Source organism: Streptomyces sp. NBC_00775, from assembly GCF_036347135.1.
In the GTDB taxonomy this organism is placed as follows: domain Bacteria; phylum Actinomycetota; class Actinomycetes; order Streptomycetales; family Streptomycetaceae; genus Streptomyces; species Streptomyces lutosisoli.
Genome location: NZ_CP108938.1, coordinates 9854041 through 9878763, shown reverse-complemented (window position 1 = coordinate 9878763; position 24723 = coordinate 9854041). Strand labels below are relative to the sequence as shown.

Below are 24723 nucleotides of genomic sequence, written 5' to 3'. Positions count from 1 at the left end.
TCAACGTGCGCCACCAGGTGAACCCTGCTTCAGCACCACGCGCGGCGTAAGAGGAATGCAGCCCCCCTCCGCCCTGCACATCCAGAACAGGACAGCGGGCCGCCGCCGAGCGGATCGAGGGGCCTGCCTGCAGGGTCACACCCGAGGGGCGGGTACCGGGAAGAGCATGCAGCTGCTGGTGGCGTGGGCGAGGAGACGGTCCTTCGCGTCGACCAACTGGGCCTGCGCGAGGGCGGTTTGGCGGCCCTTGTTGACGACCGTTCCGATGGCGCGCACCGGGCCGGTGTCCACGGTGACCCGCCGCAGGAACTTCACCGTCAGGTCGAGCGAGGTGTACGCCATCCCCTGCGGGAGAAGCGACTGGACGGCGCAGCCCGCCGCCGAGTCGAGCAGCGTGGCGAAAACGCCGCCGTGCATGCTGCCGATGGGGTTGCAGTGCTCCTCCCCCGGTGTCAGCGAGAAGACCGCCCTGCCGGGCTCCATCTCGTCCAGAGTGAAGTCGACGGTGCTGCTGATCGGCGCCCTCGGAAGCCGACCCGCCTGCACCTCGCGCAGGAAGTCGATGCCGGCCATGCGCCCGGCGGCCTCCGCCGAGATCGCGGGATCGTCCCATTGATACGTACGCGTTCGCCCCACGGTCCAGCGCCCTTCCCTCTGATGTCAGCTGACTTTTCCCAGCGAAGCTAGGCTTTTCTTCACCTGACTGTCAATGGAGAAGCCAGGCCCCTTACGAGGGCGGGATGGAGTGGCTTGAGGCGAGCACCGAGAACTGCCCCGTCCAGCGCACGCTCGATGCGATCGGGGAGAAATGGACGCTGCTGATCCTGCGTGACGCCGTCAATGGCGTCCGCCGCTTCGACGACTTCCACCGCCACATCGGCCTCTCGGAAGCCGTGCTCAGCGACCGCCTCCGCAAGCTGACCTCGGCCGGCATCCTGAAGACCGCCCCCTACCGGGAGCCCGGCAGCCGCCCCCGCAACGAATACCGCCTGACCCGCAAGGGCTGGGACTTGTGGCCCGTCCTGATGGCACTGACCCAGTGGGGCGAGGCATACGCCCTCGGTCCGGAGGGGCCTGTCCTGGACGTCCGTCACACCGACTGCGACGCTCCGGTCCGCGTCGTCGTCGAATGCTCCGCGGACCACTCCCCCCTCACCCCCCGTGAAGTCACCGCCCGGCTGGGGAAGGGCGCCCGCCTCCGGTCCTGAGCCATCCACCTCGCGGTCGCGGGCCGGACAGCGGTCAGACCGCGCAGGACCGAACGTGATCCGGGTTGCGGCCGAAGCGTTCGGTCGCCCAGCCGCGCAGCGGCCGACCTGCTCAGGCGAGTTCCCGCTTCATGATCTTGCCGGTGGATGTCAAGGGCAGTGCGTCGACGAATTGGACGACGCGCGGGTACTTGTACGCTGCGAGCCGCTCCTTCGCCCAGGCGGCGAGCTCCTCCTCGGTCGTGCCACTCCCGGCCTTCTTCACCACGACGGCCTTGACCTCCTGGCCGTGGGATTCGTGCGGTACGCCGATGACGGCCACCAGTGAGATGGCGGGGTGCTCCATGAGCACTTCCTCGACCTCGCGCGGGTAGACGTTGAAGCCGCCGCGGATGATCATGTCTTTGGACCGGTCGACGATGTAGTAGAAGCCGTCCTCGTCCCTGTGCGCAAGGTCGCCGGAGCGGAACCAGCCCTCCCTGATCGCCTCGGCCGTCGCCTCGGGCCGTTTGTAGTAGCCCTTCATGACGTTGTGGCCCTTGATCGCGATCTCCCCGATCTCGTCAGTACCGTCCTCGATGTCGGCCCAGTCGTCCCGGATGAGCTTCATCTCCACGCCCGGGATCGGCACGCCGATCGAGCCGACGCGGGGCTCCTCCCCGAAGCGGGAGAAGGAGGCGATCGGAGAGGTCTCGGACAGTCCGTATCCCTCGAGGATCGTGACGCCGAAGCGGTCCTTGAACTGCTTATGGGTCTCGCCGGGCAGCGCTGAGCCACCGGCCGCCGCAACGCGAAGATTCGCGGCCAGGCGGGCGACGTCGACCGTGTCGTCCAGTGCGGCGAGAAGACCCCAGTACATCGTCGGGACGCCGGCGAAAAACGTCACGTCATGGTCGAGCATGAGACGCAGGGCTGAGCGCGCCTCGAACCTCGGCTGCATCACGATCGTGCCGCCGAAGGCGAGAGCGCCGTTCTGGATCACGGTCTGACCAAAGGCATGGAACAGCGGCAACGCGCACAGGTACGTGTCGGGGCGCTCGGGATCCGCGGCGAACAGGTCGATGCCGGCAAGCGCGTTGTCGTACACGTTGCGGTGACGCAGCTCGGCACCCTTGGGCCGGCCGGTCGTGCCGGAGGTATAGAGGACCACCGCCGTGTCGTCCTCGTCGCGCTCGACCGTCTGGAACGTCACCGGCTGCTCGGCGACGACCGTGGTGTACGAGTCCGGCGTCCCGTCCCCGGCCCACGGCGCGCCACCGCCCTCGATCAGGAAGAACTCGCCACAGCCTTCGGCCGCCTGGAATCCCTCCCATGCCGCCTGTCCGATCGGCAGCTCCGTCGTGCCCTCGAACGCGAAGTACGCCTTCGCGTCGGAATCGGTGAGGTGGTAGGCGACCTCGCGAGCCTTCAACAGCACGTTCAGCGGCACGACCGCCGCCCCGGCCTTGAGGATGCCGAAGTAGACGCTGCTGAAGTGGGGCAGGTTGGGGCAGGACAGTGCGACCTTGTCACCCGGCTGGATGCCGCGCGAGACGAGCAGGTTCGCGACCCGGTTGGCCGCGGCGTCGAGAGCTCTGTACGTGATGAGTTCGTCACCGAAGACGATTGCGGCGCGCTCCGGGTACCGAGACGCGGAATCCGTCAGTACGCGTGACACGTTGCGGGTCGGTCTGTGCATCGTCGTTCTCCTGGTTGTCGAGGTGGCAGTCGCGTCTGGACGAAGTCCCGAGGCGGACACGAAGCCGTCGGCTTCCCGGCCCAGCAGCGCGGCGAACTCGAGCCGCGAGCTTCCGTCCCTACGCCGATGACGGTCCACGCGAGGTCGTTGCCGAGGATCAGCGGCCACTCGTCGGGCAGGACCTGCTGGAACTCACCTGCGGGGCCCTTTTCGCCCAGCGAGCTGAGCCCGGCGGCCTCCACTCGCACGAGCCAGTCGCGGGAGCACGACGGGCTCGTGCGAGTGGAGCTGCCGATCCGCAGCCGCTCGCGCCGCCGGCCCCGAAACTGCCGGACCAACCGGCCTACCAGCGGATCATGGCGCTGGTCGCCGCGGCCGACGCGCGGCCGCTGCGGCGCGGTAGGTGTGCGAGGCGATGGACATGGATCGCGCCCAGCGACATCAACAACACCCGCCTGGAACTCGAGCGGCTGACCGAGCGCGGAATCCCGCTCGAGACGAGCAGGGCTTCTTCACCCAGCCGCGACCATGCCCGCCCGGCGACGCTGCGGCCGGCCCGCCTGCCCCTTGCGAAAGGGTGAAACAGACATCAACTCACGTAATCCTCTCAGGACTGCAACTGGGCGAACAGCGTCGCCAGGTCGATGAGGCCCCAGTGCTCGGCGAGCTTCCCGTCGGCTACCTTGAACATGCGGAGCTCCAGCACCTTGATCGATCCGCCGGTGGCGGGAGTGCCGTTGAAGGACCCGGTGTTCGTGCCGGTGAGGATGAAGCTGATCGCGAACCAATCGTCCTCGGCGACGACACGGACCGGCGTGGCAGCGAAGTCGGGGACCGCGTCGAGGAACGACGCCAGCACCGCGCGGGTCTCCTCGACGCCGGTGGTGGTTCCGTCGGCGGCGTGGGAGCGGAAGTCCGGCGCGTACAGGTCGAACAGGGCGTCGAGGTCACGCAGGTTGACGCGCCTGACGTACTCATCCGCAAGCCGGTGCAAGTCGGCGGTGGACGTTTGGGTTTTGACGTTCGAAGAAGACATGCGCTTCCCCCATATGGATGGACCGGAGCGGCTCCGCCCCGGTGACGGACCGTGGAATCGGATCGAACAGACGGGAGGATGGCCCACATTAACTTATGACCATAATGTTATCGGGCCCATCTGTGCATACCGGCTAGCCAGGACCGGTAGCGCCGGGGTTTGTCAGGCGGTGCGGACCGGGTTCATCACTCGGGGAGGGCGGGGTAATCGGTGTAGCCGGCCTCGTCGCCGCCGTAGAAGGTGGCGGGGTCAGGGGCGTTCAGCGGCGCGCCGGCGCGTACGCGCTCGACCAGGTCGGGGTTGGCGAGCGCCATGGTGCCGACGGTGACGACGTCGGCCAGGCCGTCTTCGACGTCCTTCGCGCGGGTGGCGATGTCGGTGCCGGCCCGGTTGAGGACCAGGGTGGTCGGCCACAGCTTGCGGAGGGTGTGCAGGAGTTCGTCGTCGCCGCCGTGGTTTCCGATGTGGAGGTAGGCGAGGTCGAGCGGGGCGAGGGTGCGCACGAGTGCCGGGTACAGCTCGTGGGTGCCGCTCTCGGCGATGTCGTTGAACGGGTTGCCGGGAGAGATCCGGAGGCCGGTGCGGCCGGCGCCGATCTCGTCGGCCACGGCGGTGGCCACCTCGACGGCGAAGCGGATGCGGTTCTCGACGGAGCCGCCGTAGCGGTCGGTGCGCTGGTTGGTGTTGGTGGCGAAGAACTGGTGCAGGAGGTAGCCGTTGGCACCATGGATCTCGACGCCGTCGGCGCCGGCCGCGATGGCGGCCGCGGCGGCGCGCCGGAAGTCCTCGACCGTGGCGGCGACCTCCTCGGTGGACAGTTCGCGCGGTACTGGCATCTCCTGGAGCCCTGAGGCGGTGAACATGGTGCCCTCCGGCTGGACCGGGGAGGGGGCGACAGGCTGTCGCCCGTGGGGGGTGTTGTCGGGGTGGGCGATGCGTCCGGCGTGCATGAGCTGGATGACGATGCGTCCGTCGGCCTTGTGCACGGCGTCGGTGACCTTGCGCCAGCCTGCGATGTGTTCGTCGGTGTAGATGCCCGGGGTCACGGGGTAGCCCTGTCCGTCGGCGTTGGGCTGGGTGCCCTCGGTGATGATGAGGGCGTGCGAGGCGCGCTGGGCGTAGTACTCGGCGTTCAGCTCGGTCGGTACGCCTTCGGGGGTGGACCGGTTCCGGGTCAGGGGTGCCATGGCCAGCCGGTGCGGCAGGGGGATCTCCCCGACGACGATCGGGTTCCACAGGGCGTTCGACATGGATGTTTCCTCAAAATAAAGAGTGGGAGAGACTTGCGGGGTGGCGGGCCGGATGGGCCTGGTGGCCTTCCACCGTGGAAGGGCAGACCGCGCGGAGGGGCAGTGGACGGTGCGGAGGAGCTTGCCGCGCTCATGACCGCCGCCATTGGAGGGCTGGGCCCCGGCTGTCCGGCCAGTTGGGAGGACGCCCAGTGCGGCGGTCTTCACCCACGCCCGAGGTGGCATCGGTCGTGTGCGGCACCAGCCGCACCGTAGAAAAGGGACTCCTGCACCGGAGTCCGGAGCGGCGGTCAGCCGCGGTAGCGATCGGCGGGGACCCGCAGCGACAGGTTCGGGACGAGCGTCTGACGCGCCTTCTCGAACGACTCCCAGTCGCTGATCTGGGGCAGTGACGGAATGGTGACGGGCTCCCCGGCGTCGAGGCCGGCGAGCGCCGCGGCGACGACGTCGTCCGCGCTCATGATCCACTCATCGGGGAACGCCCCGAGGTCGGCGCCGGAGCCGTCCCAGAACTCCGTGCGGACAGCGCCCGGCAGCACGGCCTGCACCACGACGGGGCTCTCGGCGAGCTCCTGCTGCAGGGCCTGGGTGAACGTCAGCACGTAGCTCTTGGTGCCGCTGTAGACGGCGCTGACGGGCAGGATGTTGAGAGCCAGCGCAGAGGAGATGTTCACCACGGTGCCGTGCCCGCGGGCCGTCAGACCCGGCAGGACCGCGGTGGTCAGCCTGGTCAGCGAGGTCACGTTGAGGTTGATCAGCGCCTCGGAGGCCGCGGCGTCGGAGGTCGCCAGCGGCGTGAACAGCCCCCCTCCGGCGTTGTTGATCAGTACCTCGATGCTCTCGTCGGTGCGCAGACGCTCCTCGACCACGGAGATCTGCGCCGCATCGGTGAGGTCGGCGGTGACGACGTCCACCGCACGGCCCGTGCGGCTGCGGATGTCCGACGCCAGCGTCTCCAGCCGCGCAGCGTTGCGGGCCACCAGGATCAGGTCGTAACCCCGGTCGGCAAGCCGCTGCGCGTAAGCGGCACCCAGGCCGGCGGACGCGCCGGTGACGACAGCGGTCTTGTTCTGCGTGGTCATGGGAGGGATCTCATTTCTTGGCTGGCGGATGAGTAGAGGGGCCAGAGCGTCGGCCCGCTTTAGATTACGATAGCTATCTAAAGAACTCCGGTCAACGGCCCGCGATCCCACCAACTACCGCCCGCGACCGGAGACCGAAGCGGATCCACAGGCTCCCCGCCGTGCAGCAGTGCGAGAAAGCGCCGTACGGGAAGAGGGCGTCGCGGCCTGCCGCCCGCCACTTCGCGTACGATAGATGCACGTAACTATCTAACGTGGGCAGGTGAGTGATGAGTCGGGTTTCGCAGGCACAAGCGCTCGAGAACCGCAGGCGCGCGGTCGCCGCGGCCTCCCAGCTGTTCCGGGAACGCGGCGTGAACGGCATCAGCGTCGCCGACCTGATGAAGTCCATCGGGCTGACCACGGGCGGCTTCTACAAGCAGTTCCCGTCCAAGGAGGCGCTGGTGGCCGAGGCGGCTCAAGCCGGTTTCGGGGACCTGGACGTACTCCTGGCGGGGTTCGACACGGACCACGGCGATCACGACACCGCGCGCGCCGCCCTCATCGACTTCTACCTGTCGGCCGAGCACCGTGACCAGCCCGGCACCGGTTGTCCCACCGCGGGCTTCGCAGGCGACATGGCTCGCGAGCCCATAGCCGGGGAGGTGCGCGAAACGTACGCAACCGGAGTCCAGGCATTCGCCGCATGGCTGTCCACCGACGCCAACGACGGCCTCCCCATGGTGGCCACTCTGGTCGGCGCGATCCTGCTCGCCCGGGCCACGGCGGGCACAGAACTGTCGGAGAAGATCTTGGAATCGACCCACAAGGCCCTGACTGCGTCACAGGGCATTGAACCGGAGTCCTGAGACGGGCCATTCGACTGCGCCAACGCACGGGTGAGCGGACCCGAGCGCCCCGCGCTTCCTGGACCGCTCCCCCGCCCGCAACCGCCGTCGGCGCTCCATGTCCCGCTGCGGCGACCGCACCGAGGTCCGCCCCCCACCAAGCCCGAGGCCAGGCAGTGCGGCCACCCCCGGCGGACTGAGCCACTACGAACACCTGGCGCAACCGCGCCCAGCCCAGTCGACGGGCCTCATGCGAAATGCGGGGCCGGGGCGCAGCATCCGCGGCGTCGCCCAGTACGGCCGGACCTTCCGTGCCGGCGCGGTAACGGTCGCCCCACTGCAGCAGCCCCATTACCGCCGGGACGAGATCCATGCCCTTGGGTGTGATCACGTACTTCGGCCGGCTCCGCGAGCCCGGTTCTTTGCAGGTCTCGGCGGCCTCCCTTCCTCCACCAGCATCCGGAGCCGCACCGCGAGGAGGTTGCGAGGACAGCCGAGGACGCGTTCGAAGCCGCTGAAGCGGGTCGGACCGTACCAGACGTCGCGCACCCAGCCTCAGCTGAGTTTACTTTTCCATAGCCAGCCGGTAGCGTCATGACCCGCACATCAACCCGGCCGCACGCGGGAAACGGGCGCGCGAGGAGACCTGCGCGAAGAATCACATCGACCACCGGAAAACCCACATGGAAAGGCGGCCGGCATGAAGGCCTTCGTCGTCGAGAAGTACGGCAAGGACGGCGCACGCGCCGCAGAGGTACCCGAGCCCACGGTCGGGGACCGCGACGTCCTGGTCAAAGTGAGCGCCGCCAGTATCAACCCGCTGGACAAGATGGTCCGCAACGGGGAGTTCAAGCAACTCCTGAAGTACAAGCTTCCGTTCGTGCTCGGCCACGACGTGGCTGGTGTCGTGACTCGGGTCGGCTCCGCCGTACACGGCATCGAAGTCGGCGACGAGGTCTACGCCCGTCCGCGCGACCTGCGGATCGGCAGCTTCGCGGAGTTCATCGCGATCGACATGGACGACGTCGCACCCAAGCCGGCCTCCCTCACCCTCAACGAGGCAGCCGCAGTGCCGCTGGTGGCCCTGGCCGCCTGGCAGATCCTCGTCGACAAGGCCCACGTGAAGCCGGGGCAGAAGGTGCTCATCCACGCCGGTGCCGGTGGCCTCGGCTCGACGGTCATCCAGCTCGCCAAGCACCTCGGCGCCACGGTCGCCACGACCACGAACACCGACACGGAGAAGCTGGTCAGCAGCCTCGGCGCCGACATCGTCGTCGACTACACCAAGGAAGACTTCTCGAAGATGCTGTCCGGCTACGACCTCGTGCTGGACTCAGTGGGCGGAGCGAACCTCGAGAAGTCGCTGACCGTACTGAAGCCCGGCGGCCTGGCCATCAGTGTCGTCGGCCCGCCGGACGCCGGGTTCGCCAAGCAGCTCGGCGCGCCCTCCTTCATGGGCCTGGTCATGAACGTGCTCAGCCGCAAGGTGCGGAAGCAGGCCAAGGCGCTGGGCGTGCGCTACCAGTTCTTCTTCATGCAGGCCAACGGCTCCCAGCTCCGCAAACTCGGCGCCCTCTACGACAGCGGGAAACTCCGCCCGGTCATCGACAGCACCTTCCCGTTCGACCAGACGCTCGAGGCGATGGCGCACGTCGAGCAGGGCCGCACCAAGGCCGGCAAGGTCGTGGTCTCGATGACGCCCGACAACGACTGAGAGCAGTCCGGTCCCAGCTCCTCCGTCAGGCACGGCCACTGGAGGGGAGACGGCGCCGTCGGCGATCCAGTGGCGGCTACGGTCACGAAGAGCCGCCGCTGTAGGCGTCTCGGTGCCTCCCCATGCCGTACGGCTTGCGACACAACGCGCCGCACAGCTCCACGACGCCCCGAGCCGTGGTCAGGCCCTCGCACTCGTCACGTTTCAGGAGTGTGATCGCGGCGGACGGACCGCCCCGCATGCGTGGGCAGACATGCTCAGGACAGCAGCGTCCGCCCGCCGAGCGACGCACGTCGCCAGTTGGGGGTGCGGTCCTTGTCGACCAGGGCCGCACGGACACCTTCCAGGAAGTCCGGCGTGCGGATGGTCGTGCGCGTCAGGGCGAGTTCGGCGTCGAGGCACTCTCGCAGCGTGTGCTGCTTGCCCCGGGCCAGCAGGGCGTGAGTGATCTCCAGGCTCTGGGGCGAAGCGGACTCCAAGGCGGCCAACGCGGCTGCCGCCCAGGGGGTGTCGAGGTGGCGCAGGCGTTTCTCGATCTCGCCGAGGGCCGGCGCGGCGAACGCCCAGTCCACGTCCCCGCGTGCCGCCGCCAGCCCGCTGCCCGCCACCGGGGAACGGCCGGCCAGGCGGTTCAGGACCACGTCCACCGGGTCGCCGGGGTTGTCGGCCAGGGCCTCTCCGACCGCGCCGAGCCCGCCCGCGGGGACGAAGTGCGTGGCCAGCCCCGTGTACAACGCGTCGGCCGCGTCGAGCCGGTGCCCGGTCAGTCCCAGGTACATGCCGATCGCGCCGGGCAGCCTCGGCAGGAAGTAACTGGCCCCGACGTCCGGGAAGAACCCGATACCGGTCTCCGGCATCGCCAGCACCGCGCGCTCGGTGACGACGCGGAAGCTGCCGTGGACGGACAGACCGAGACCGCCGCCCATGCACAGGCCGTCGATGAGCGACACGACCGGCACGGGATACTCGGCGATCCGGGCGTTGAGCCGGTACTCGGAGGCGAAGAACCGCTCACTGGCCTCGGCATCCCCGGCGAGGCTGTACTCGCGGATCGTACGGATGTCTCCCCCGGCACAGAACGCCTTCGTGCTGGTACTGGCGATCAGCACAGCGGACAGCGGTGTGTCCTCCCACGCGGCGAGCACGCGGTCGATGGCGGCGACCATGTCTGCCGTCAGGGCGTTGAGCGCCTTGGGCCGGTTCAGCAGGATTCGGCCGACGCCCCGATGGACGTGGGCGAGAATCTCGACCGCTGCGGTGTCAGTCATCGGTCGTCACCTCGCCATCCGTGCGGACCTGCTGTCGTGGCCATCACGTTCCTCACTCGCCGGGGATCAGGCGTAGATCTGTGCGTAGAGATCCTGGATCTCTTCCACGGTCGGTACGACGGGGTTGTTGCCGGGGGATCCGGACGCGAGCGCCTGCTCGGCCATGAGGGGCGACAGGCGGAACCACTCGTCCTCGTCGATGCCGTGGGCTTTCGGGCTGGGCACCTCAAGATCCTGGCACAGGGCTCGGAGCGCCTCCGCGAGCCTGTCGGCAGCCAAGGCGTCGCTGTCGGCGTCGGTGGCGGCTCCGAGGGCGCGGGCGCAGTCGGCGTACCGGCGCTCGGCGGCGGGCACGGAGAACGCGGTCACCGCGGGGAAGAGCATCGCGTTCGACAGACCGTGGGCGACGTGGAAGTGAGCGCCGACCGGGCGGCTCATGCCGTGCACGAGCGCCACGCTGGAGTTGGAGAAGGCGATGCCGGCCTGGGTCGCGGCGAGCATCATCGCCTCGCGCGCCACGAGGTCTCCCCCGTCGGCGTAGACGCGGCGGAGGTGGTGGCCGATGGTCCGGATCGCGGTCAGCGCGAGGCCGTCGGAGAACGGGTTGGCCCTGCGGCTCACGTACGCCTCGACGGCATGGGTGAGCGCGTCGACACCGGTGTCGGCGGTCAGCCGGGCCGGCATCGACAGGGTGAGTTCGAAGTCGACGACGGCGGCGACCGGCAGGAAGGCCGGCCCCGGGCAGAGCATCTTCTCGTCCGTGGCGCTGTCGGTGATGATGGTGAACTGGGTGGCCTCCGAACCACTGCCCGCGGTGGTCGGGACCGCGATCAACGGAAGCGCCGGGCCGAGGCTGGTGTGCGGGGCCTTGTAGTCCCGCATCCGGCCGCCCTGGACACCCAGCAGGCCGAGGGCCTTGGCCGTGTCCATCGGGCTGCCCCCGCCGAAACCGATCACCGAGTCCGCCCCGTGTTCCCGCAGCACGGCCAGACCCGCCTCGAGCGAGTCGGTCGTCGGATCCGGGACGGTGCCGGCGAACAGACACGGTTGCAGCCCGGCGTCCCTCAGCGCCGACATCAGGCGTTCCGCCACACCGGTCCTGGCCAGGAACGCGTCCGTCACCAGCAAGGGGCTGCGCAGGCCCAACTGCCGGACGACGTCACCCAGCTCGCCGACGGCGCCGCCGCCGACGCGCAGGATCCGCGGGAGGGAAAGGCTGGCAACCATGGCGGCCCTTTCAGCAAGTACGGCGGGGCATGTCACGCCCACTGCCACGACTGTGCGACCCCGCACCGTGTGCGGACAACCACCAATCACGCACACCCACTGTGCGCAATTGCAGATACGGTCGGGCCGTGCACCCCCACTCTCCGGACGAGAACCCCGCCCCGCAGCCGGGCGACTCCGGTCGCCCCGTCGATCCCCGCAGAGTTCGCGCGGACGATCTGCGCTACCTGCTCGCGTTGTCCCGCACCGGACGCCTGGTGACAGCCGCCGACGCACTCGGCGTGGACCACACCACCGTGTCACGCCGTATCGCCGCACTGGAGAAGAGCATCGGCCTGCGCCTCATCGAGCGCGGCCAGGAGGGATGGACGCTCACGGACATCGGGAGAGCGGTCTCGGCCGACGCCCGCGCGATCGAGGAGGCCGTCGACCGCGTCGCCGACACCGTGGCGGGTCGGGACTCGCCGTCCCTGCACGGTACGGTGCGCGTCAGCGCGCCCGACGGCTTCGGCACCGCCTTCGCCACTCCCGCCCTCGTACGGGTACGCCGCCAACACCCCCGGCTCCAGCTCGAACTCATCACCGCGACACGGCAGCTCGCTCTGCACCCGTCCGGATTCGACCTCGCTCTCGTCATCGGCGTTCCCTCCAGCAGTCGTCTGGTGACCGAGCACCTCACCGACTACACGCTGGGTCTCTACGCCTCCGAGGACTACCTCGCCCAGTACGGCCGGCCCGAGACGGTGGCCGAGCTGCGCGAGCATCCGCTCATCTTCTACATCGAGTCGATGCTGCAGGTCGGCGACCTCGGCATCGAACGCCACCTTCCCGGCCTGACCCCCGCCTTCTCCTCGACGAACGTCTTCGCCCAGCTCGAAGCCACCCGTCAGGGAGCCGGCATCGGCGTCCTGCCGGCCTTCCTGACCCAGCGGACGCGACTGCGCCGACTGCTCTCCGACGAGATCGACATCCGGCTCCCCATCACCCTGGCCGTCCGCCGCGAGGCGGTGACACACGCCGCCGTACGCGCCCTGTGGGCCGCTCTTCGGCAAGAGGTCGCCGAACGGGCCGACGAACTGCTTCCGGAGTGAACGCCGGCGAGATTCGGGTGCGGTGAACTCCCGCCGATCGAACCACAGCCGCCGCACGGTCGCGGCGGTCGGGATCAGAGCCATACCGCAGCCGAAGACCACCCTGATGATCGCCTGAGCCTGAGGCTGGCCGCGCTTCAGCGAGGCAGCAGGACGTCGACCTGCCTCCGGATGTCCTGCACGATCTCCTCGACGCTCAAGCCGATGTTCACGCTCGCCGCCGTGCTGAGGAACATCACGGCGGACACGATGTGTGCCAGCGTCGCGGCGTCGCTTTCCGTGACCCGCTCGTCTCGGCGTAGCACGGCGGCGATGGCCTCCTCGGCCTGCGCGACGATGGCGAGTGCCGCGCTGTGCCGGGGCTCCTCAGGGTCGCCGAAGACCATCTCTCGCAGGTAGGTACGTCCGTTGTCGATCTGGGTGCGGTTGCACTCCACGATCGGCCGGACGATCGCCAGCACCGCGTCCAGCACGCCCGGGACGGTCTCGGCGTCTGCCCGGCCCTCCTCGAGCGCTTCGGCGTACTTGGCGTTCTGCACGAGCAGGAGGAGTTCGCCCTTGGTCTTGGCATAGAGGAACAGGGTCCCGGTGCCGATGTCGGCCTTGTCGGCGATCTGCTGGGTCGTGACCTCATCGATGCCGTGTTCGGCGAACAGATCAGTGGCGGCAGCGACGATGCGGTCGAATTTCTCCTGCTTGTTCCGCTCGCGCCGTCCGACCGGCCGGGGGGCGACAGACATGGCGGTGTCCTCCAGGAATACTATTCTGACTGCAGTCAGTTATGATTACAGTCGCTACCGTGTGGGCTCGAATATGGCTGTGCTCATTCTCCCACGGCAGGGCGAGGAGTCATCGCTCCATCCGTGCAGAGCCACGCACTTCACATCCCCCTGGAACGAAGGAACACCCATGCCCTCCCTCGATGAAGCAGTCGTCCTCGTCACCGGCGCCAATGGCGGTATTGGCACCCACTTCGTCCACGAGGCCCTGGCTCGCGGCGCCGCCAAGGTCTACGCCACCGCCCGTTCCCCCCGCGCCTGGGACGACGAGCGCATCGTCCCCCTGGCCCTTGACGTCACCGACCGCGCGTCGATCGCCGGGGCCGTCTCCGCCGCGGCGGACGTCACCGTGCTCGTCAACAACGCGGGCGCCACCCCGCCGAGCGCGAGTCTGCTGGACGTCTCCGAGGCGGACATCCGGGCGAACATGGAGACGAACTTCTTCGGACCGGTCCTCCTTGCCCGCGCCTTCGCACCGATCCTCGCCGCCAAGCAGGGGTCGATCCTCGTCGACGTGCACTCCGTTGCCAGCTGGTACGCCTTCGGCGGCGTCTACAGCGCGTCCAAGGCCGCACTGTGGTCGGCCACCAACTCGCTGCGTATCGAGCTCGCACCCATGGGCGTCCACGTGACGGGTGTGCACATGGGCTACGTAGACACCCGGATGGCCGCGCACGCCGACGGACCCAAGATGCTGCCGACACAGCTGGTGACGACGGTCTACGACGCGGTCGAGGCCGGCGAGTACGAGGTTCTGGCCGACGAGTTGACCCAGGGGGTCAAGGCGGCTCTGAGCGGCCCGGTCGAGGCGCTCTACCCTGACCTGCGCAGCACGAACGCCTGAGCTTGTCCTTCGGTCCCGATGTGATCTCCTGACGTCGGGACCGCGTGATCCATGAGGTTCGAACGGTTTGCCGGCATCGCGGCTGTCGGGCCACGGGCGCAGGTGGTGCCAGGTGCCGCGAGTTCACCCCGGTCGGTTTCGTTTTCGGTGTCGGTGTCGGTGAAACTCGGACAGGCCATGCCCGGCGAGCGCTTCGTCGAGCATCATCCGGTGCAGTTCGCCCGGCGACCGCCAGGGCACTTCCCCGACACCACCCGCAGCCCTGTCGGCGTACAGGCCGCACCACTGGATGGTGAGCCCTGGCCAGTCGGCCTGTGCCCCGACGCGGGCGCCGACGCGCTCGAATGCGCCGGCGATGCCGGGGCGCCGGTCGACCAGGGTACGGACGACGCCGAACACCGCACCGCGTCCGCAGCAGCGCAGATCCGTCGGTCGTCCTCGGCGGTGACCGAGCTTCGCGCCATTGTTCCCCTCCCCCGTCGGGCACGCGCGGCATCCGCTGCGTACGTGCTCGCTTCCTGCCGGGTATCAGCGTTGCTGGTTGGCGACGCCGATGTGGTGCCCGAGACGGTATTCGAAGTCGATGCCGGCCTGTTCGGCGACGGCCTGCGTGCCTGCGGCCCGGGTGAGGAAACCGGGGAGGGTGAGGGAGTGGGTGAACTCGCCGTACGCGGCGACCAGGTCCGCGTCCGGGGGCAGGGACGCCCGGTTGATCTGGGCTTTGGCCGAGGCGAGTGAGGTGCGGTCGAAGGAGGCGAGCCGGGCGGCGACGGTGCCGACGAAGGCGTCGAGTTCGCTGTCGGGGAGGGCACGGGTGACCCAGCCCCAGCGCTCGGCGGTGTCGGCGTCGTAGTCGTCGCTGGTGAGGATGGCTTCCAGGGCGCGGTCGCGTCCGATGGCGCGAGGGAGGCGTTCGGTGCCGCCACCGCCGGGCAGCAGTCCGCTGCCGACCTCGGGCTGTCCGAAGATCGCTTTCTCCCGACTGGCGTAGCGCAGATCGAGGGCGAGGGCGAGCTCGTTCCCGCCGCCGCGGGTGCGTCCCCGGATGGCCGCGATGGTGATGTACGGCGCCCTGGAGAGTTCCAGGACCAGATTCGTCCATGCCGGCACCGCGTCCGGGTCCTCGGGGGCGGGGAAGTCGGCGGCGGCGGCCAGGTCGAAGTGGTTGTAGAAGAAGTCGGGGGTGGCGCTGTCGAACAGCACGACCTGGATGGCCGGGTCGGTGGCCAGTTCTTCGACGATCTCGATGAGGCGCAGGACGGTCTCGCCGGCGATGAGGTTGACGGGCGGGTTGGCGAAGGTGATCTTCGCGATCTGCGGTGAGGTGCGCTCGTAGTGGATGGTGCTGTGCTCGCTCATGGCTGGCTCCGGATACGGAATCGGATGCGTGATGGGTGTCAGACGGCGACGGGGGCGCGAGGAGGGCCGGGAAGCGTGGGGCGGATGAATTGCTGAGCAGATCCGGCGGTCCGCTTCTCGCCCGCGCCGCTCGCTCCTCGTAGTGCGGGAGGATGGCGCCGTTCTTGACGTAGGTGAGCGCGGCGGTGACGTCGTAGGCGTGGATCGCGGAGACCTGCGGTGCCAGCCGGTCGGACAGGTCCTGGATCACCTGGCCGGTGAAGAAGGCGTCCCGTGCTGCGGTGTCGGTGAACCCGAGGCTGAGGGAGGTGTGGAAGCGCTGGTCGTGGGGGTTGTCGTGGGCGACGTCCGGGGTGTCCCAGAGCTTTTCGATCCAGGGCAGGAACGTCTGCGTGCGCAGTTCCTTCAGCACTCCGGTGCCGGCGAGCGCGGGAGGGAGCTGCTCGTTGACGAACTTCCGGAAGGTGCCGGCGCCGACGCCGACGCCGTCTCTGCGGCGCAGGTAGACGAGGGTGCGGGCACCGACCGTCTGTCCGGGGCCTGCGACGTCGTACCAGCGGGATGAGTTCGGCGGGCCGGCGTAGAGCAGGGTGCGGCGGAACACGTTGATCTCGTCGGCGTAGGCCAGCTTCGTCTGCTTGCGCCCTTTCAGGGGTGCAAGCGCCGATTGGAAGGTGACTTCCGCGACGCCGTCGATCTTCCGGTCTGCGGGGATCGCGGTCTGGACCCCGTCGGTGGCCGGCCACCGGCCCGGGTTGTGCTCGGCGAGGTGGATCTCCGGTACTCCTCCAGGCCCGGGGTGGCGGAGATGATCCCGGAGTGCGGGCCCTTCCAGTGGTCCATGCCGGTCTGGCGGGGCTGATCGGCCCGCACCCACAGCAGGATCGAGGAGGTGAGGTGCTTCTTCACTTCCAGGGGTGCGACGGCCGGTGACGTGCTCATGGTGTTGCCCTTCTCTTCCTGGTCAGGCGGTTGTCATCGGGCGAGGAACTCGACCGCCACGGGGGCGAACTCGTCGTGGTACTGGAAGATGCCGCCGTGCCCGGAGTCGGGGTAGATGATCACCTGGCTGTCCTTGATGCGCCGGTGCAGGTCCTCCGACAGGACCGACGGCACCATACGGTCGTTGTCGCCGTTGGCGATCAGGGTGGGCTGCATGATCGACGACAGGTTGTCGGGGGCGGAGCGCCCCCACTTCTTGATCGCCTTCAGCTGTGTCTGGAACGCCTTGACCTTGATCTCCGCGTCGCGGTCGACGGTGCGCTCCTTGAGCCGGTCGACGAACGCGCGCCCGGCGGCCTTGCCGGTGGCGTTGCGGTTGAAGAACAGGAACTCCTTGGGGTCCGAGCGGGTCAAGGTGGCGCGCAGGATGTCCCAGTAGGTGGTTCCGGCGACCTTGTCGATGTCCTTGCCGCCCTTGGGCCCGGTGCCGGTGAGGACGAGCTTGCGGACGAGCTCGGGGTGCTTCACCACCAGGGCCTGGGCGACCATGCCGCCGAGGGAGAAGGAGAAGACGTCGATCTTGTCGTACCCGAGCGCCTTGATGAAGGTGTAGGCGTCGTCGGCCATCGCCTCGACACTGTCCGGCACCCGGCCGGTGGACGCTCCGACACCGCGGTTGTCGAAGGCGATCACGTGACGGCCCTTCGCGACGGGGTCGACGATGCGGGGGTCCCAGTTGTCCAGGGTCGCGGCGAGGTGGACGAAGAAGACGACGGGGATGCCGCCCTTCGGTCCCAGCTCGCGGTAGGCGTAGGTGACGCCGCCGGCGCTGACGGTGCGGGCCGGGGCCTTCGCGTAGGAGGTGATGACGGCTTCGTTCGGGGTGCCGGTGCTGCTCATGACGGATTCTCCTCGTGTGCTGTGTGTCGCCCGTCGCGGTTGCGGCGGGTCAGCTGTTGCCGATGACGGCCTTGCCGCGGATGCCGCCCTGGGACAGGGCCTGCAGCGCCTGCGGGGTCTCGTCGAAGCGGACCACCTTTCCCACGACCGGGCGCACCACGCCCTGGTCGATGAGGGTGGTGATCTGGCGGAGCTGGTCGCCGCTGGCGCGCATGAGCAGGAACTCGTACGTCACGCCGAGCTTCTTCGCCTGCTTGCGGATCTTGCGGCTCAGACCTGCGACCGCCAGGCGCAGCAGCGGGTTCAGGCCGGCCTCGCGGGCGAACGCGGGGTCCGGGGGACCGGCGATCCCGATGGCCTTGCCGCCGGGCTTGAGCACCCGCAGGGACTTCTCGAGATTCTCACCACCAATGCCGTCCAACACCAGGTCGTAGCCGGTCAGGAGCTGCTCGAAGTCCTGGGTGCGGTAATCGATCACCGTGTCCGCGCCGAGCGCGCGCACAAAGTGCGCGTTGGAACCGCCGGCGGTCGTGGCGACGCTCGCACCGAGGTGCGCGGCGAGCTGGATCGCGATCGAACCGACCCCGCCGGCGCCGGCGTGGATGAGAACCTTCTGCCCGGGCCGCACCTTCCCGCGCTCCACCAGCGCCTGCCACGCCGTGAGCGCCACCAGCGGCAGCGAGCCGGCCTCATTCATGCTGATCGAGGCGGGCTTGAGCGCCACGTCGCCCTCCGCGACGGCGATGCGCTCGGCGAACGTGCCGATGCGGTCCTGGGCGGGCCGGGCGTAGACCTCGTCTCCGGGCTTGAAGCCGCGAACCGCCGTCCCGACGCTGATGACGGTGCCCGCGACGTCGTTGCCCAGGATCAGTGGCAGCTTGTAGGGCAGGACCTGCTTGAACTCACCGGCGCGGATCTTCTCGTCCAGCGGGTTCAGCCCGGCGGCCTCCACCCGGACCAGCACGTCGTGCTCCCCCACGGTGGGCTCGGGGACTTCCGCCTCCTGCAGCGGCTCCTTGTACTTGGTGACGACGAACGCTCTCATGGGGCGCCACTCCTAATATTTGTCCTATTTATCCAGGCCTGAGACTGGACCGACAACCCGGCGCGACATCCGGGGCCTCGCCCCGCTCAATCAATCCGAGTACACTCAACTATGAGTCCACTCAGAATTCTTGTCAAGGGAGGTCCCCATGGGAAGCGGTCACATGCCGATCGGGCGCCGCGAGCTGGCCAAACAGGCCAAGCGCGAGCGCATCATGACCGCAGCCCGCGAGTTGTTCGCCGAACACGGCGTCGACGGGGTCACGACGCAGCAGATCGCCAACCGAGCGGATGTCGCGATCGGGACGCTCTACCTGTACGCGTCCACGAAGGCCGAGTTGCTGATCATGGTGCAGAACGAGAAGTTCGCCGCCGCCATCGACGACGGCCTCGCCGCCGCGAACGCCGCCGCCGGACAGGGCGCGCTGGAGCCTGTCGTCGCTCTCATCCGTCCCGTGGTGGAGTGCGTGAGGGAGCACATCGAGAACGGCCGCACATACCTGCACGAGCTCGTCTTCGGCACCCCGGTCGAGCCCTACCGGAATGCGGGTCTCGCCCTTGCCGGCCGCCTCGAGGACGGCGTCACCGGCCTGCTCACCCAGGACGACCACATCGGACCCGCCGACGCGGCAACGCTGGCGCGGGTGATCACCGCGATCATCCACCTCAGCACCACCGCCACCGTGTACCTGCACCGCAGCGACGAAGCCGTCATCGCCGACATCCGCGACCAGATCCACGCCACCCTGGCGCCCCACCACCGCGCCGCATGACCACTCGCTCCACGAGCCAACCATCGAACACCCGGGAAAGGGGGCACCTCATGAGCACGCATGACGAAGACGTCGCCTTCGGCGCCTGCCCCAGCGGGTACGCCGCCGCGATCCGCGCCGCGCAACCCGGCAAGACCATCCAGCCCTGCTCCAGGGCCGCGTGCATTGCGCCGCGTCCAGGCCGATGCTCGGCCGCCATCGACACCTCCACCCGGCCCTGACCAGCGCGCCCGCGCGGGCGTAGTGGGAGTCGTAGCGAGCCGAAAGCGGGACAGCAACCCCAACGCCTCACCTCTGGACACCTCGACGGGGACACTCACTAAAGCGGCCGTTCTCTCGCACTTCGTTACTCGACATCTCGAAGCGTGAAGAACGGCCGCGTCTCCCCGCCTCATCAACGGCTCGGAACCGCAGCCACTTTGCGTCACTATCCGACCATCGCGTGATTGGGTCGCATCGGTCGGCTGCGGTCAGGCTCCCGGGCCCCGCGCCTCCGACTGGTCGCTGTTGCCGTGCGTCAGTGACGCGAGAATTCCCTTGCGGCAGACATCGAGGATTTCGTCCGCCAGCGGAGAACCGTCCGGGCACGCCCGCGACAACATGACCGCGCCGACCGAATGGGCGAGCATGTCGATCACCATGGCGCGGGCTGCGCCCTGGTCCGCATCCCCTGGCGCATCACTTTGGGCCTGGAGGACCGTCAGCAGGTTCTCGATCCCTGCCGCGAACTCTGTTTTGATGTCCACTGACTGACGGGCGGCGTCGCCGCTGAGGGCCGCGACGGTGCAGCCGTCACCGCGCCCGTCGCGATGCTCCCGCGAGACGTAGCGCTCGACGAACTCGGCGGGGTCCAGGCCTTCCGTCCGTGCCGCGGTCTGCGAGAGCCCGCTTGCGGAAGCTTCGGCCATCAGGTCGGCCTTGGAGCGGAAGTGCTTGTAGAACCCGCCATGGGTGAACCCGGCGGCTGCCATCAGTTCCGCCACACCGACACCGTCGTAGCCGCGCTCGCGGAACAGCCTGGCGGCTGTCGCGACGATATGGGCACGATTGCGCTCCGCCTGCGCCTTGGTGACCCGCACGATCAGCCACCCCTTCCTCGGTTGACGGTCGACTGTCAAATCGTACATAGATGTCGATCGACATCAAAAGGCTTGACTTTTTAAATTACGATCGTCATCGTATTGCTCACCTCCTCCAGGAAGGCTCAGACCATGAGTGACACACATGTGACCGCACCGACTCAGTACATCGAGGTCGACGGCGACCGGTTCGCCTACCGGCGCTGGGGCAAGCCCTCGGGCGTCCCGATCTTCCTGGTCCAGCATTTCCGCGGGGGGATGGACCACTGGGACCCGCTGCTCACCGACGGCCTGGCCGAAGGCCGTGAGGTCATCCTGTTCAACGGGCGCGGCATCGCTTCGTCATCCGGCAAGCCGCGTAACCGGATGGAGGACATGGCCGACGACATCGCCGCAGTCATCCGGGCGCTGGGGCTGGAGCAGGTCGATCTGCTCGGCTTCTCGATCGGCGGTTACCAGGCTCAGGAGGTCACGCTGCGCCACCCCCAGCTGGTGCGCAAGCTCCTCCTGCTCGGTACCGGCCTCCGAGGAGGGGACCCGACGAGTGACCCCAAGGTGCCTGACTACGCGCTGAACCCGGTCCCCACGCTGGAGGACTTCCTCTTCCTGTTCTTCGGCCGCTCGGAAGCCGCGGTCGAAGCTGGCCGGGCCTTCTGGGAGCGGCGTCACCAGCGGGCCGACCAGGACACGCCGGCCTCGCCCGCAGTCGCGCAGGCGCAGTTCGAAGCGGTGATCGCCTATGCGGAACCGCTGCCGGGCGAGAATCCCTATGCCTTCCTGAACGCGATCACCCAGCCGACGCTGGTCCTCAACGGCGAGAACGACGTGATGATCGCCTCGATCAATTCCTGGCACCTCGCCCAGAACATCCCGAACGCTCAGCTGCTGATCTACCCCGATGCCGGGCATGGAGCGCAGTTCCAGTATCCCGAGCGGTTCCTGAAGCACGCCCTTCAGTTCCTCGACGAGTAGCACTCGCACAGTCGCTGATGTCTGGTTCGCGATGACGGCACGGAAGACAGTCCGGCAGCCGGATCGTCGCCGATCTCGCCGGTTTGACCATCTGCTCGATTCCGGCAGGCCTGCCGGCGCCGCCGGCCGAGGTAGGCGAACCCGCGCGATGCGGGCAGGGCGCACTGCCACCGGGCCGTCGCGCCCGCCCCCACCGCCACGCGACTGCGCCGAAGCCAAGCCCGCACGCGGCGACAGAATCCCCGGATTGCCGACGCGGACACCGCCCACGGGCGCGTTGCACGCACTCGCCGCCCCCGAACGGTCCGGTCCACAAGTTGCGACCGGACCGACAGCCGCTCTGAAGAGTCCATGCCCGATGCCCCATAAGGGGCCTCCGCGCATCCATGGGGCGACTCCGACCGCATCTAAGTTTACTTTCATATACTCAGCCGATAGCGTCATGACCACCACATCGCCCCGGCTTCGGCGGGAAAACCATCGCACCGCACACATCCGAGAAGGAGTACGACCATGGGAGTAAGCCCAGAAGCACACGAGTTCGCGGAGTTCCTGGCGAGCGTGAGCGCGAAGTCGTCGACACCCGGTCTCGACCTGGCCGTCATCCGCGACATCGTCGACTCCAACCACAAGGCGTCGACCGAGCCGGAAGGCGTCACCTACGCCGAAGTCGACGCAAACGGTGTCCCCGCCCTGTGGGCCATCCCCGAGGGAGCCGACCCCGACAAGGCGCTGCTCCACTTCCACTTCGGCGGATCCGTCACCGCCTCCATGCACTCCGACCGCAAGGCCGCAGGCCACATCGCCAAGGCGGCCGGAGCCCGCTCGCTCGTCGTGGACTTCCGCCTGGCACCCGAACATCCCCACCCCGCGCAGCTCGACGACGCCGAGACCGCCTACCGCTGGCTGCTCTCGCAGGGATACGAGCCGCGGAACATCGGCAGCACGGGCCACTCGATCGGCGGGACGCTCGCGGTGCTGCTCGCGCTGCGCCTGCTCGCGAAGGGCGAGGCGACGCCGGGCGCGATCGTCAGCGTCTCACCGTGGACCGACCTCACCATCCAGAACGCGTCGGTGGACGAGAACGAAGACAACGACAAGATGCTCAGCAGGAACACCCTCGAGCTCTTCCGAGGAGCCTGGCTGCAGGACCCCGCCGTGGACTTCACCGACCCTGCGATCAGCATCGCGAACGCCGATCTGACCGGCCTGCCGCCCACGACCGTCCACTACGGCGAGTACGAGACCCTCGCCGACGACGGCGCCGAACTCGGCCGCCGCCTCGCGGACTTCAAGGTCACCTCCGAGGTCCACCCGATGCCCGAAGGGCAGCACTCGTTCGTCCTGGGCGCCGGGCGCGTACCCGAGGTGGACCAGGCGATCCAGCAGATGGGGCAGTGGCTGCGCAAGCACCTCGGCACGTGAGCAGAAGCCGTACCTGGCGGCGGGCCTGCTGACGGCCGGGCCGCCGCACCACCGCCATGCCGGCGACCGGTCCGCCGGTCTCCGGCATCCTGCTCGACCCTGCCCGCCGGCATGCGGTACTTGTGTCCGACACCGTTCCGCAAGCAGCCCCACCACCGTCCCTCGATGCCACAAAGGAGTGCGCGATGGGAACGTACGAGGACGTCTTCCGCTCGAGTACCGAGGACCCGGAGAGCTTCTGGCTGAAGGCGGCCGAGGGCATCGACTGGGATGTCACTCCGCGGCGCGCCCTGGACTCCTCGGGCGCACCCTTCTACCGCTGGTTTCCCGACGGGCGGCTCAACGTCTGCTTCAACGCGCTCGACCGGCACATCGAAGCCGGCCGGGGCGAGCAACCCGCGCTCGTCTACGACTCTCCCGTGACCGGCACCCGCCGCACCTACACCTACGAACAGCTCAGGAACGAGGTGGCGGCCTTCGCCGGAGCGCTCGCACAGCTCGGCGTGGGACAGGGCGACCGCGTGGTCATCTACATGCCGATGGTCCCCGAGGCAGCCGTCGCGATGCTGGCGTGCGCACGGATCGGCGCGGTCCACTCGGTCGTCTTCGGCGGGTTCGCCCCGCGTGAACTCGCCCTCCGCATCGACGACGCGGCCCCCAAGGTGGTCGTCTCCGCCTCCTGCGGGATCGAGGGCAAGCGGGTCATCGCGTACAAGCCGCTGCTCGACCAGGCGATCGAACTCGCGGTCCACAAGCCGGAGAAGAGTGTGATCCTGCAACGCCCGCAGGGGCCGGCCGCGCTGGGGCCGGACGATCTCGACTGGGCGGACCTGGTCGCCGCCGCGGCACCGGCCGACTGCGTGCCGGTGGCCGCGACCGACCCGCTCTACATCCTCTACACCTCCGGAACGACCGGAAAGCCGAAGGGAGTCGTCCGCGACAGTGGCGGCTACGCGGTGGCCCTGCACTGGTCGATGGGCGCCGTGTACGACGTGGGCCCGGGCGAGACCATGTTCACCGGCTCGGACGTCGGCTGGGTCGTGGGGCACTCGTACATCGTCTACGCACCCCTGCTGGCCGGTGCGACCACGGTCCTGTATGAGGGCAAGCCGGTCGGCACGCCGGACGCGGGCCAGTTCTGGCGCGTGGCCGCCGACTACCGGGTCAAGACGATGTTCACGGCGCCCACCGCCTTCCGGGCGATCAGGAAGGAGGACCCGAAGGGAACGCTCACCGCGGGCTACGACCTTTCCCACCTGCGCTATCTTTTCCTGGCCGGTGAGCGCCTCGACCCCGAGACGTATCACTGGGCGAGCGACCTGCTGGGCGTCCCGGTGATCGACCACTGGTGGCAGACGGAGACCGGCTGGCCCATCGTCGCCAACCCGGCCGGCATCGAAATCGCTCCCCTCAAGCCCGGCTCCCCGACCCACCCGCTGCCGGGGTGGGACGTCCGCGTCCTCGACGCTTCGGGCGAGCCGGTGCCCGCGGGGGTGGACGGTGCGATCGTCGTACGCCTTCCCCTGCCACCCGGCGCGCTCACCACTCTCTGGAAGGACGACGACCGCTACGTCGCCTCCTACCTCTCCGCCTACGACGGCTACTACCTCACCGGCGACAGCGGCCACATCGACGACGACGGCTACGTTTTCGTCATGGGACGCACCGACGACGTCATCAACGTCGCCGGACACCGGCTGTCCACCGGCACCATGGAAGAGGCGCTGGCCGCCCACCCCGACGTCGCCGAATGCGCCGTCATCGGCGTCGCCGACGCACTCAAGGGACAGATCCCGCGCGGCTTCGTCGTCCTCAAAGCCGGCAGCAACCGCGAACCGAGCGAGGTCGAGGCCGAACTCGTCCAGCTCGTACGCGAACGCATCGGCGCCGTCGCCTCCCTCAAGGACGTCACGGTCGTCACCGCCCTGCCCAAGACCCGCTCGGGAAAGATCCTCCGCAAGACCATGCGCGGCATCGCCGACGGCCGCGACGAACCCATCCCCTCCACGGTGGACGACCCAGGCGTCATCGAGGTCCTGCGCCCGGTCCTCCGCCGCCCCGGTCACACCCTCTGAAGGGCTGACAGCGCCCTGGCCGAGGGTGGGCAAGCGCGACCGACGGACTCCGCGCGGCACGGCCCGTCGGCCAGGGCGGGGGTACCTTGTGAGTATGGGAGCCGACGCCGCCTCGCCTGGCAGCAGCCACCAATCAGCATAGACAGCGGC

General features: G+C 68.7%; 25 protein-coding genes. 12 read left to right on the top strand and 13 right to left on the bottom strand.

The features are described 5' to 3' along the window. Positions 1 to 135 precede the first annotated feature (135 nt). Positions 136 to 636 carry a PaaI family thioesterase gene (locus tag OIC96_RS43895; RefSeq protein WP_330302461.1) on the bottom strand — a complete coding sequence of 167 codons (501 nt, stop codon included), beginning with the start codon at positions 634 to 636 and terminating at the stop codon, positions 136 to 138. A gap of 104 nt (positions 637 to 740) precedes the next feature. Here OIC96_RS43895 and OIC96_RS43890 point away from each other — a divergent pair, with 104 nt between their 5' ends. Next, positions 741 to 1208, top strand: a complete 468-nt coding sequence (locus OIC96_RS43890; RefSeq protein ID WP_330302462.1) for a winged helix-turn-helix transcriptional regulator — start codon at positions 741 to 743, stop codon at positions 1206 to 1208. Positions 1209 to 1320: 112 nt separating this feature from the next. Here OIC96_RS43890 and OIC96_RS43885 read toward each other — a convergent pair whose 3' ends face one another. Continuing rightward, on the bottom strand, positions 1321 to 2886 hold the full coding sequence (locus OIC96_RS43885; RefSeq protein ID WP_330302463.1) for a long-chain-fatty-acid--CoA ligase: 1566 nt from the start codon (positions 2884 to 2886) through the stop codon (positions 1321 to 1323). A 356-nt stretch (positions 2887 to 3242) separates the two neighbouring features. On the opposite strand from OIC96_RS43885, the gene OIC96_RS43880 reads away from it, so the two are divergent. Then, positions 3243 to 3467: a hypothetical protein gene (locus OIC96_RS43880; RefSeq protein WP_330302464.1), complete on the top strand. Its 225-nt coding sequence runs from the start codon at positions 3243 to 3245 to the stop codon at positions 3465 to 3467. Positions 3468 to 3493: 26 nt separating this feature from the next. Here the strand turns inward: OIC96_RS43880 and OIC96_RS43875 are convergent, their stop codons facing one another. The 3 genes from OIC96_RS43875 to OIC96_RS43865 form a co-directional block, all read right to left on the bottom strand. Continuing rightward, entirely contained in the window at positions 3494 to 3922 is a 429-nt protein-coding gene (locus OIC96_RS43875) for an ester cyclase (RefSeq protein WP_330302465.1), read from the bottom strand. A 185-nt stretch (positions 3923 to 4107) separates the two neighbouring features. Beyond that, positions 4108 to 5172, bottom strand: a complete 1065-nt coding sequence (locus OIC96_RS43870; RefSeq protein WP_330302466.1) for an alkene reductase — start codon at positions 5170 to 5172, stop codon at positions 4108 to 4110. Positions 5173 to 5462: 290 nt separating this feature from the next. Then, positions 5463 to 6254: an SDR family NAD(P)-dependent oxidoreductase gene (locus OIC96_RS43865; protein WP_330302467.1), complete on the bottom strand. Its 792-nt coding sequence runs from the start codon at positions 6252 to 6254 to the stop codon at positions 5463 to 5465. A gap of 269 nt (positions 6255 to 6523) precedes the next feature. On the opposite strand from OIC96_RS43865, the gene OIC96_RS43860 reads away from it, so the two are divergent. Next, positions 6524 to 7102, top strand: a complete 579-nt coding sequence (locus OIC96_RS43860; RefSeq protein ID WP_330302468.1) for a TetR/AcrR family transcriptional regulator — start codon at positions 6524 to 6526, stop codon at positions 7100 to 7102. Positions 7103 to 7781: 679 nt separating this feature from the next. After that, positions 7782 to 8795, top strand: coding sequence for an NADP-dependent oxidoreductase (locus tag OIC96_RS43855; protein ID WP_330302469.1), 1014 nt, complete (start codon positions 7782 to 7784; stop codon positions 8793 to 8795). A gap of 257 nt (positions 8796 to 9052) precedes the next feature. On the opposite strand, the gene OIC96_RS43850 is transcribed toward OIC96_RS43855, so the two are convergent. Together OIC96_RS43850 and OIC96_RS43845 are read right to left on the bottom strand one after the other, a co-directional pair. Beyond that, complete coding sequence (locus tag OIC96_RS43850) at positions 9053 to 10063, bottom strand: enoyl-CoA hydratase/isomerase family protein (RefSeq protein WP_330302470.1); 1011 nt, start codon at positions 10061 to 10063, stop codon at positions 9053 to 9055. A 66-nt stretch (positions 10064 to 10129) separates the two neighbouring features. After that, complete coding sequence (locus OIC96_RS43845) at positions 10130 to 11290, bottom strand: iron-containing alcohol dehydrogenase (RefSeq protein WP_330302471.1); 1161 nt, start codon at positions 11288 to 11290, stop codon at positions 10130 to 10132. A 128-nt stretch (positions 11291 to 11418) separates the two neighbouring features. On the opposite strand from OIC96_RS43845, the gene OIC96_RS43840 reads away from it, so the two are divergent. Then, positions 11419 to 12381: a LysR family transcriptional regulator gene (locus OIC96_RS43840; RefSeq protein WP_330302472.1), complete on the top strand. Its 963-nt coding sequence runs from the start codon at positions 11419 to 11421 to the stop codon at positions 12379 to 12381. 137 nt (positions 12382 to 12518) lie between these two features. On the opposite strand, the gene OIC96_RS43835 is transcribed toward OIC96_RS43840, so the two are convergent. Further along, positions 12519 to 13121 (bottom strand): TetR/AcrR family transcriptional regulator, encoded by a 603-nt coding sequence (locus tag OIC96_RS43835; RefSeq protein WP_330302473.1) that lies wholly within the window; start codon positions 13119 to 13121, stop codon positions 12519 to 12521. A gap of 169 nt (positions 13122 to 13290) precedes the next feature. On the opposite strand from OIC96_RS43835, the gene OIC96_RS43830 reads away from it, so the two are divergent. Beyond that, a complete protein-coding gene (locus tag OIC96_RS43830; RefSeq protein ID WP_330302474.1) occupies positions 13291 to 14004 on the top strand; it encodes an SDR family oxidoreductase in 714 nt (237 codons plus the stop codon). A gap of 123 nt (positions 14005 to 14127) precedes the next feature. Here OIC96_RS43830 and OIC96_RS43825 read toward each other — a convergent pair whose 3' ends face one another. Then, positions 14128 to 14403: a hypothetical protein gene (locus tag OIC96_RS43825; protein ID WP_330302475.1), complete on the bottom strand. Its 276-nt coding sequence runs from the start codon at positions 14401 to 14403 to the stop codon at positions 14128 to 14130. Between the two features lie 129 nt (positions 14404 to 14532). Continuing rightward, positions 14533 to 15363, bottom strand: a complete 831-nt coding sequence (locus OIC96_RS43820; protein WP_330302476.1) for an enoyl-CoA hydratase/isomerase family protein — start codon at positions 15361 to 15363, stop codon at positions 14533 to 14535. Between the two features lie 310 nt (positions 15364 to 15673). Between OIC96_RS43820 and OIC96_RS43815 the strand changes: the two genes are divergently transcribed. Then, positions 15674 to 15928 carry a hypothetical protein gene (locus tag OIC96_RS43815; protein ID WP_330302477.1) on the top strand — a complete coding sequence of 85 codons (255 nt, stop codon included), beginning with the start codon at positions 15674 to 15676 and terminating at the stop codon, positions 15926 to 15928. Positions 15929 to 16338: 410 nt separating this feature from the next. Here OIC96_RS43815 and OIC96_RS43810 read toward each other — a convergent pair whose 3' ends face one another. Both OIC96_RS43810 and OIC96_RS43805 read right to left on the bottom strand, forming a co-directional pair. After that, positions 16339 to 17205 carry an alpha/beta fold hydrolase gene (locus OIC96_RS43810; protein WP_330302478.1) on the bottom strand — a complete coding sequence of 289 codons (867 nt, stop codon included), beginning with the start codon at positions 17203 to 17205 and terminating at the stop codon, positions 16339 to 16341. Between the two features lie 49 nt (positions 17206 to 17254). Then, positions 17255 to 18250, bottom strand: coding sequence for an NADP-dependent oxidoreductase (locus OIC96_RS43805; RefSeq protein WP_330302479.1), 996 nt, complete (start codon positions 18248 to 18250; stop codon positions 17255 to 17257). A 148-nt stretch (positions 18251 to 18398) separates the two neighbouring features. On the opposite strand from OIC96_RS43805, the gene OIC96_RS43800 reads away from it, so the two are divergent. Both OIC96_RS43800 and OIC96_RS43795 read left to right on the top strand, forming a co-directional pair. After that, a complete protein-coding gene (locus OIC96_RS43800) occupies positions 18399 to 19022 on the top strand; it encodes a TetR/AcrR family transcriptional regulator (RefSeq protein ID WP_330302480.1) in 624 nt (207 codons plus the stop codon). A gap of 50 nt (positions 19023 to 19072) precedes the next feature. Further along, complete coding sequence (locus OIC96_RS43795; protein ID WP_330302481.1) at positions 19073 to 19243, top strand: hypothetical protein; 171 nt, start codon at positions 19073 to 19075, stop codon at positions 19241 to 19243. A gap of 249 nt (positions 19244 to 19492) precedes the next feature. On the opposite strand, the gene OIC96_RS43790 is transcribed toward OIC96_RS43795, so the two are convergent. Next, positions 19493 to 20101: a TetR/AcrR family transcriptional regulator gene (locus OIC96_RS43790; RefSeq protein WP_330302482.1), complete on the bottom strand. Its 609-nt coding sequence runs from the start codon at positions 20099 to 20101 to the stop codon at positions 19493 to 19495. Positions 20102 to 20233: 132 nt separating this feature from the next. On the opposite strand from OIC96_RS43790, the gene OIC96_RS43785 reads away from it, so the two are divergent. The 3 genes from OIC96_RS43785 (at position 20234) to OIC96_RS43775 (ending at position 24573) form a co-directional block, all read left to right on the top strand. After that, positions 20234 to 21073, top strand: coding sequence for an alpha/beta fold hydrolase (locus OIC96_RS43785; protein ID WP_330302483.1), 840 nt, complete (start codon positions 20234 to 20236; stop codon positions 21071 to 21073). A 513-nt stretch (positions 21074 to 21586) separates the two neighbouring features. Beyond that, positions 21587 to 22498 carry an alpha/beta hydrolase gene (locus OIC96_RS43780; RefSeq protein ID WP_330302484.1) on the top strand — a complete coding sequence of 304 codons (912 nt, stop codon included), beginning with the start codon at positions 21587 to 21589 and terminating at the stop codon, positions 22496 to 22498. 56 nt (positions 22499 to 22554) lie between these two features. Then, positions 22555 to 24573 carry a propionyl-CoA synthetase gene (locus tag OIC96_RS43775; RefSeq protein WP_330302485.1) on the top strand — a complete coding sequence of 673 codons (2019 nt, stop codon included), beginning with the start codon at positions 22555 to 22557 and terminating at the stop codon, positions 24571 to 24573. The last annotated feature ends 150 nt before the right edge of the window (positions 24574 to 24723 follow it).